The organism is Pseudomonas sp. FG86 (assembly GCF_057808775.1).
This window is the reverse complement of sequence record NZ_JBMDIS010000029.1, coordinates 70,272-77,927: the sequence shown is the minus strand read 5'-3', so window position 1 is coordinate 77,927 and position 7,656 is coordinate 70,272. Positions and strand designations below refer to the sequence as shown.

Here is a 7,656-nt window from a genome sequence, read left to right as displayed (position 1 = left end):
CGCTCCTACAAAAAAGCCTTAACTGAACGGCATTAGGGCAAGCCCGCTCGCCACAACAAGCCCGCTGGCCACAGTTACAGTGTTCCTCCTTAACTGATCGGCATCAGGGCAAGCCCGCTCACCACAAAAATGCGCTCGAAGCGTCGCTCCGCCCCTCCCGCATTCAGGGCAGTTCTTTGGCAAGGAACGGCGCGGTGCGGCTCTTCTTGCTCCTGGCCACCTTCTGCGGTGCGCCGCTGGCGACTACCTTGCCGCCCATGTCCCCTGCCCCCGGCCCGATATCGATCACCCAGTCACTCTGGGCCACCACGCGCATTTCATGCTCCACCACAACCACCGTATGCCCGGCGTCCACCAACTGATTGAGCTGGCTGAGCAAGCGGTCGACATCCCGTGGATGCAAGCCGGTGGTCGGCTCATCCAGCACATACAGGGTGGCGCCACGGGCATTGCGTTGCAGTTCAGTGGCGAGCTTGATGCGTTGCGCTTCACCGCCCGACAGTTCGGTCGCCGGTTGGCCCAGGCGCAGGTAACCCAGGCCGATATCACGCAGTACGTGCAGTGAACGCAGGACGCCCGGTTGTTCGGCAAACACGTCCACCGCCTGCTCCACGGTCAGCCCCAGCACTTGCGCAATGTTCAGGCCTTGCCATTGGATCGCCAGGGTTTCGGGGTTGTAGCGCGCCCCATGGCACGTCGGGCAGGGGGCATACACGCTGGGCATGAACAGTAATTCAACGCTGACAAACCCTTCGCCCTCGCAATGCGCGCAGCGGCCCTTGGCGACGTTGAACGAGAACTGGCCGGCATCGTAATGGCGCTTCTTCGCCGCCGGCGTGGCGGCGAACAGTTTGCGCACGTTGTCGAACAGCCCGGTGTAGGTCGCCAGGTTGGAACGCGGGGTACGGCCGATGGGCTTCTGGTCAACCTGCACCAGGCGGCGCAGGTGTTCCAGCCCGGCGCTGATATGCCCGCCACTGGTTTGCGGCACGTCATCTTCCAGGCTGCGTTCCTCGTCGTTGTCCGGCACGCGGCCAAGGCCGCTGCCGACCAGTTCCAGCAACGCCTGGCTGACCAGGCTGGACTTGCCCGAGCCAGAAACACCGGTCACCGCCGTGAAGCAGCCCAGAGGGAACGCCACGCTCAAGTCATTGAGGTTATTGCGCGTCACGCCTTCGAGCTGCAACCAACCCTGGGGTGGACGTTGCGACGCCGTCGACGGGCGTCGCTCGGCAAACAGGTACTCGCGGGTCTGCGACGCCTCGACCGCCGCCAAGCCGGCGGGTGGCCCGCTGTACAACACTTGCCCGCCATGCTCACCCGCCGCCGGGCCGACGTCGATCAGCCAGTCAGCGCGGCGCATGGTTTCCAGGTCATGCTCCACCACAAACAATGAGTTGCCCGCCGCTTTCAAACGTTCAAGCGCGGTGAACAACGCCTCACCGTCCGCGGGATGCAGCCCGGCCGACGGCTCATCCAACACATAGATCACACCAAACAACTGTGAGCCCAATTGGGTCGCCAGGCGTAAGCGCTGCAACTCCCCGGACGACAAGGTCGGCGTGCTGCGCTCCAGGGACAGATACCCCAGGCCCAGTTCGATCAAGGTGCTGACCCGCTCCAACAGGTCCTGGGCAATGCGCTGGGCAGCCAGGCGCTTTTCCACCGACAGCTTCATCGTGTCCTGCCCCGCCGCCACCGGCCGCAGCAGCTCGGCCAGTTGTACCAGCGACAGTTGCGACAACTCACCGATATCCACCCCGGCAAACTTTACCGACAACGCTGCCTGGGTCAGCCGCTTGCCAGCGCACAACGGGCAGGCACTGCCTTGCATAAATTGCGCGACGCGCTTTTTCATCAGCGCGCTTTGGGTGTGGGTGAAGGTGTGCAGGATATAGCGCCGCGCACCACTGAAAGTGCCTTGGTAACTCGGCTCCAGCTTGCGTTTGAGCGCGTCGCGCGTCTGCTCCGGGGTGAAGCCGGCATACACCGGCACGGTCGGGGTTTCTTCGGTGAACAAAATCCAGTCGCGCTGCTTTTTCGGCAGGTCGCGCCAGGGAATGTCGACGTCATAACCCAGGGTCACCAGGATGTCGCGCAGGTTCTGGCCTTGCCATGCCAGCGGCCAGGACGCCACGGCGCGCTGGCGAATGGTCAGCGACGGATCGGGCACCATCAGCGCCTCGGTCACTTCATACACACGGCCCAGGCCATGGCATTGCGGACAGGCGCCCTGGGGCAGGTTCGGCGAAAAGTCTTCGGCATACAGCATCGCCTGGCCCGGCGGATAGTGGCCGGCGCGGGAATACAGCATGCGGATCAGGCTGGACAAGGTCGTCACGCTGCCCACCGACGAACGCGCACTCGGCGTACCGCGCTGCTGTTGCAGGGCCACAGCCGGAGGCAAGCCTTCGATGGAGTCCACATCGGGTACGCCGACCTGGTCGATCAGGCGCCGTGCATAGGGCGCCACCGACTCGAAATAGCGGCGCTGGGCCTCGGCGTACACCGTGGAAAAGGCCAGCGACGACTTGCCCGAACCCGACACCCCGGTAAACACCACCAGGGCATCCCGTGGAATGTCCACATCGACATTGCGCAGGTTATGTTCGCGGGCGCCGCGAACCCGGACAAACCCGGGCCGTTGAGCAGTGAGCGGAGGGAGGGTGCGCTGTGAAGTCATGGTCAACCTTGTCATGGGCAGGTCCTGGTTCGGAGCCTGCCGGGCGGGGGCTCGTTCAATCGGTCTGAGCCACACGGGCGGTAAGCACGCTGCGCAACCGTTGCGTCAGGGCTTCGGGGCTGTAGGGTTTGCTCAGCAGATGAATGTCGGCACTGAGCAGGTGGTTGGTGGAGAGAATGTCGCGGGTATGCCCCGAGGTGAATAGCACCGCCACCGGCGGTTGCTGGGCGCGGGCCCAGTCCGCCAGGTCGGTACTTTTGACGCGGCCGGGCATCACCACGTCGGTAAAAATAAGATCGGGGCGCATTCCGTCCAACAGCCTCTGCATCGCCCGGTCGCCGTCTTCAGCGGTCAGCACGGTATAGCCAGCCTGTTCCAGCAGTTCCACGACGGTCAATCGCACGCCCTCGTTGTCCTCCACCACCAGAATGGTCTCTTGACCTGCGGCATGGGATACCGGCTCGGGTTCGATCTCCTGGCACTCCTCGCCCAGGCTGCGCGGGAAATACATTTGCACCACGGTGCCCTTGCCTTCCTCGCTCCACACCTCGACATGGCCGCCACTTTGCCGGACAAACCCGAACACCATGCTCAGGCCCAGGCCCGTACCGTGGCCATCGCGCTTGGTGGTAAAGAACGGCTCGAACACCCGCGACAGAATCGACGCCGGCATACCCACGCCGATATCCGTGACCGCCAGGCGCACATACTCGCCGGGCTGCAGGCTTTTACCGACGCAATCCTTGGGGTTGAGGATGATATTTTCGCCGGTGATACGAATCACGCCCTCGCCTTTCATGGCATCCCGGGCATTGATCGCCAGGTTCAGCAGTGCGTTTTCCAGTTGGTTGCGGTCGACGTGGATGCACCAGGAATCCTGGGGCAGTTGCACATCGACATGGATGGTTTCACCCAATGCACGTTGCAACAATTCGCCGAGACCGGCGTAGATACGCTGCGGGTTGTAGACCGCCGGTGACAGCGGTTGGCGACGCGCAAACGCGAGCAATTGCGAGGACAGCTTGGCACCGCGCTCCACCGCCGCAATTGCAGCGTTGACACGACGCTGCACCCGGGGGTTTTCCGGCTCATGGCGGGCCAACAGGTGCAAGTTGCCGGCGATCACTTGCAGCAGGTTATTGAAGTCGTGGGCCACGCCACCGGTCAGGCCGCCAATGGCTTCGAGTTTTTGCGACTGGCGCAGTTGCTCTTCGGCGGCGGAGCGCGCCTGCACTTCGGCGGCAACGCGCTGCTCCAGGTTGTGGGTCAGCTCCTGGCGCAAGCGCTCGGAAATCACGTGGGCGGTGGTCTCCACCACGATCGCCAAGACCCCGGCCGGCTGCTGGTCATCTCCGGCGACCGGGCTGTAATACAGATCCAGCCATACGTTTTCCGGCTGGCCGTTGCGCAGCAACACCAGCTCCTTGTTGTGATAGGACAAAGTGCCACCCGCCAGGCAAGTGTCCACGACATGCCGATTGAAGTCGGCGACTTCCGGCCAGCCCAGCTCCACCGGCGTGCCCAGCAAATACGGATGACGGCCACCGGCAAACACGGAATAGCTGTCGTTGTAGATCATGTAGCCGGCCGGCCCCCACAGCATCACCATGGGCACGGGCGACGCCAGCATCATCTGCACGGTGCAGGCCAGGCTGGTGGACCAGCGATCCAGCGGGCCCAGGTCGGTGTGCGACCAGTCGAAGGCACGGATTCGCTGGGCCATTTCACCGCCCCAGCCTTCACAGCCGTGGGTGTTGGATAAAAAAGGCATCGATAGGCTCTTGGTGCAGAGAAACATTGATCGGTGGTGCAGTTCCACTGATAAAAACTTGGAGCCTGACTGTAATAAATCGTTTCATTGCATATAGCTCATCCGTCGTGAACTGGGCAACTCCCCTCAGTGAAAATCCCGGCTGCGCACAGGAATGCCGTCCAACAGCGGCGTCAGGTCGGTCAGGCGCCCGGCGATCAGGTGCCGTACCTCGCCCACCGCTTCCCAGCGCCCGTCCACCTTGAGTAGCCGCGAATTCACCAAGGCTGCGCGCTGGCGTTCTGCCAGATCGCGCCACACCACCACGTTCAGATTGCCGAACTCATCTTCCAGGGTGACGAAGGTCACGCCGCTGGCGGTGCCGGGGCGCTGGCGACCGGTCACCAGCCCGGCGACGCTGACATTGCGCCCATGCTCCACCGCCAGCAGTTCGTTCGAGCTGCGACAGCGCCGCTTGCGCAGCTCATCACGCAGCAGCGCTAACGGATGGGGGCCGAGGGTGGTGCCGACCGTGACGTAATCGGCCTGCAAGTCCTCCCCCACCGTGGGCACCGGCAACGCCACCCGCGCTTCATCGGGGCTGGGCAAGCCGGCAAATAACCCAAGTTGCTTGTGCACCCCCGCCACATCCCAGCGTGCCTGGTGCCGGTTGCCGGCCAACGCGCGCAAGGCACCGGCATCCGCCAGCAAGGCCTCGGCGCGGGCGTCCAGCCCGGCGCGTTCGTCGAGATCGGCCACATCGCTGAAGGCGCGGTGCTGGCGGGCCGCTTCGATACGCCGCCCATCCTCTTCGCGAAACCCGGAAATCATACGCAAGCCCAGGCGGATCGCCGGTTGCTGGCCGTCGATGGGTTCCAGGCTGCACTCCCAGTCACTGGCCTGCACGTCTACCGGACGAATCTGCAAGCGATGGCGGCGGGCGTCCTGCAGGATCTGGTCCGGGCTGTAAAACCCCATGGGCCAGCTGTTGATCAGCGCACAGGCGAACGCCGCCGGCTCATGGCATTTGAGCCAGCAACTGGCGTAGGTCAGCAAGGCGAAACTGGCCGCGTGGGACTCGGGGAACCCGTAGCTGCCAAAGCCCTTGATCTGCTCGAAGATCTGCGCGGCAAAGGCTTCGCTGTAGCCATTTTTCAGCATGCCGTTGCGCAGGCGCACTTGATGGGGTTCCAGCCCGCCGTGACGTTTCCAGGCGGCCATGGAACGGCGCAACTGGTCGGCCTCGCCGGGGGTATAGTCGGCGGCGACGATGGCGATTTGCATCACCTGCTCCTGGAACAGCGGCACGCCCAATGTTCGTTCCAACACCGTCTTGAGCTGCGGCGACGGGTAGGTGGTGGGCTCTTCTTTGTTACGCCGACGCAGGTACGGATGCACCATGCCGCCCTGGATCGGCCCAGGGCGCACGATGGCAACCTCGATCACCAGGTCATAAAAGTTCTGCGGCTTGAGCCGGGGCAACATCGACATTTGCGCCCGCGACTCGATCTGGAACACACCGATGGTGTCGGCCTTGCTGATCATTGCGTAGGTGGCCGGGTCTTCCTTAGGGATCGTCGCCAACGACAGGTCGCGGTGGCGATGGCGGCGCAGCAGGTCGAAACAACGGCGGATCGCGCTGAGCATGCCCAAGGCGAGGATATCCACCTTGAGCAGGCCAACGGCGTCGAGGTCATCCTTGTCCCACTGGATGATCGTGCGATCGGCCATGGCGGCATTTTCCACCGGCACCAACGTATCCAGCGGGTGTTCGGAAATCACGAAACCCCCGGGGTGCTGGGACAGGTGCCGGGGGAAGCCGATCAGTTGCCGGGTCAACGTAAGTACCCGGCGCAACGCTGGGCTTTCAGGGTCGAAACCACTTTCACGCAGGCGCTCCAGCGGCGGTGCCTCATCACTCCAGCGCCCGCAGCATTCGGCCAGGGCGTTGACCTGGTCGGGCGGCAACCCCAGGGCCTTGGCCACGTCGCGCACCGCGCCGGCTGCGTGGTAACTGCTGACCACCGCCGTGAGGGCCGCGCGCGTACGGCCATAGCGCTGGAACACGTATTGCAGCACTTCTTCGCGGCGTTCGTGTTCGAAGTCCACGTCGATGTCCGGCGGCTCATTGCGCTCCTTGGACAGGAAGCGCTCGAACAGCATGTTCATCAGGCTCGGGTTGATCTCGGTAATGCCTAAAGCAAAACACACTGCCGAGTTGGCCGCCGAGCCGCGCCCCTGGCACAGGATCGAACGGCTGCGGGCGAAGCGCACGATGTCATGCACCGTGAGGAAATAGCTTTCGTAGCCCAGCTCACTGATCAACTGCAGCTCGTGGTTGATCTGCTGCAAGGTCTTGGCGTCGACACCCTCTGGCCAGCGCTGGGCAATGCCTTCTTCGGTGAGGGTGCGCAGCCAGGTTTTCGCGCTTTGGCCTTCGGGCACCAGTTCGCGCGGGTATTGGTAGCGCAACTGGCCGAGGTCGAAGGTGCAGCGGCGGGCAATCGCCTGGGTTTCGTCGAGCAAGGCTTGCGGGTACAACGCGGCCAAGGCCTCCAGGCTGCGCAAATGCCGCTCGCCATTGGGGTGCAACCGCGTACCCGCTTCGGCCACCGGCACGTGATAGCGGATGGCGGTCATGGTGTCTTGCAGGGCGCGGCGGCCGCGCGCATGCATATGCACATCGCCGCAGGCCACTGCGGGAAGTTGCAGGCTGGCGGCCAGGTGCAGGCGTTGTTCCAGGAGGCGCGCATCGTCCTGGCCACAATGCAGATGCACCGCCAGCCACAGGCGCTCGGCGAAGGTGCGGCGCAACCATTGGATCGAGGCCTGGGTGTCGCTGTCTGCGGCGACCCATAGCGCCAGTAACCCAGGCAGGGGTTGCTCGAAGTCCTCTTGCAGCAGGCGATAGCGACCCTTTTCCGCCCGCCGTCGGGCCAGGGTGATCAAACGGCACAAGTGCTGGTAGCCGCTGAGGTTTTCCACCAGCAGCACCAGCTTCGGGCCGTTTTCGATGCGCATCTCGCTGCCGATAATCAACGGCAACTCCACCGCCTTAGCCGCCTGCCAGGCCCGCACGATACCCGCCAGGGTGCATTCGTCGGTGATCGCCAGCGCGCTGTAGCCCTGGCGCTTGGCCCGCTCGAACAACTCCAGCGCGCTGGAGGCGCCGCGTTGGAAACTGAAGTTGGACAGGCAGTGCAGTTCGGCGTAGCTCATGCTT

General features: G+C 63.8%; 3 protein-coding genes. All 3 read right to left on the bottom strand.

Annotated features, from left to right (window positions below; genetic code table 11):
- Positions 1–163: 163 nt before the first annotated feature.
- On the bottom strand, positions 164–2,683 hold the full coding sequence (gene uvrA / locus ACODSV_RS19350) for an excinuclease ABC subunit UvrA (protein ID WP_150054572.1): 2,520 nt from the start codon (positions 2,681–2,683) through the stop codon (positions 164–166).
- Between the two features lie 55 nt (positions 2,684–2,738).
- A complete protein-coding gene (locus ACODSV_RS19345; protein ID WP_150054570.1) occupies positions 2,739–4,454 on the bottom strand; it encodes an ATP-binding protein in 1,716 nt (571 codons plus the stop codon).
- A 126-nt stretch (positions 4,455–4,580) separates the two neighbouring features.
- Positions 4,581–7,652, bottom strand: coding sequence for an error-prone DNA polymerase (locus ACODSV_RS19340; protein WP_069076375.1), 3,072 nt, complete (start codon positions 7,650–7,652; stop codon positions 4,581–4,583).
- Between the last annotated feature and the right edge of the window lie 4 nt (positions 7,653–7,656).

What these genes read in the sequence shown, in the direction of transcription:
- uvrA (WP_150054572.1), bottom strand. Translation starts at nt 2,683, where the DNA reads ATGACTTCACAGCGCACCCTCCCTCCGCTCACTGCTCAACGGCCCGGG.
- ACODSV_RS19345 (WP_150054570.1), bottom strand. Translation starts at nt 4,454, where the DNA reads ATGCCTTTTTTATCCAACACCCACGGCTGTGAAGGCTGGGGCGGTGAA.
- ACODSV_RS19340 (WP_069076375.1), bottom strand. Translation starts at nt 7,652, where the DNA reads ATGAGCTACGCCGAACTGCACTGCCTGTCCAACTTCAGTTTCCAACGC.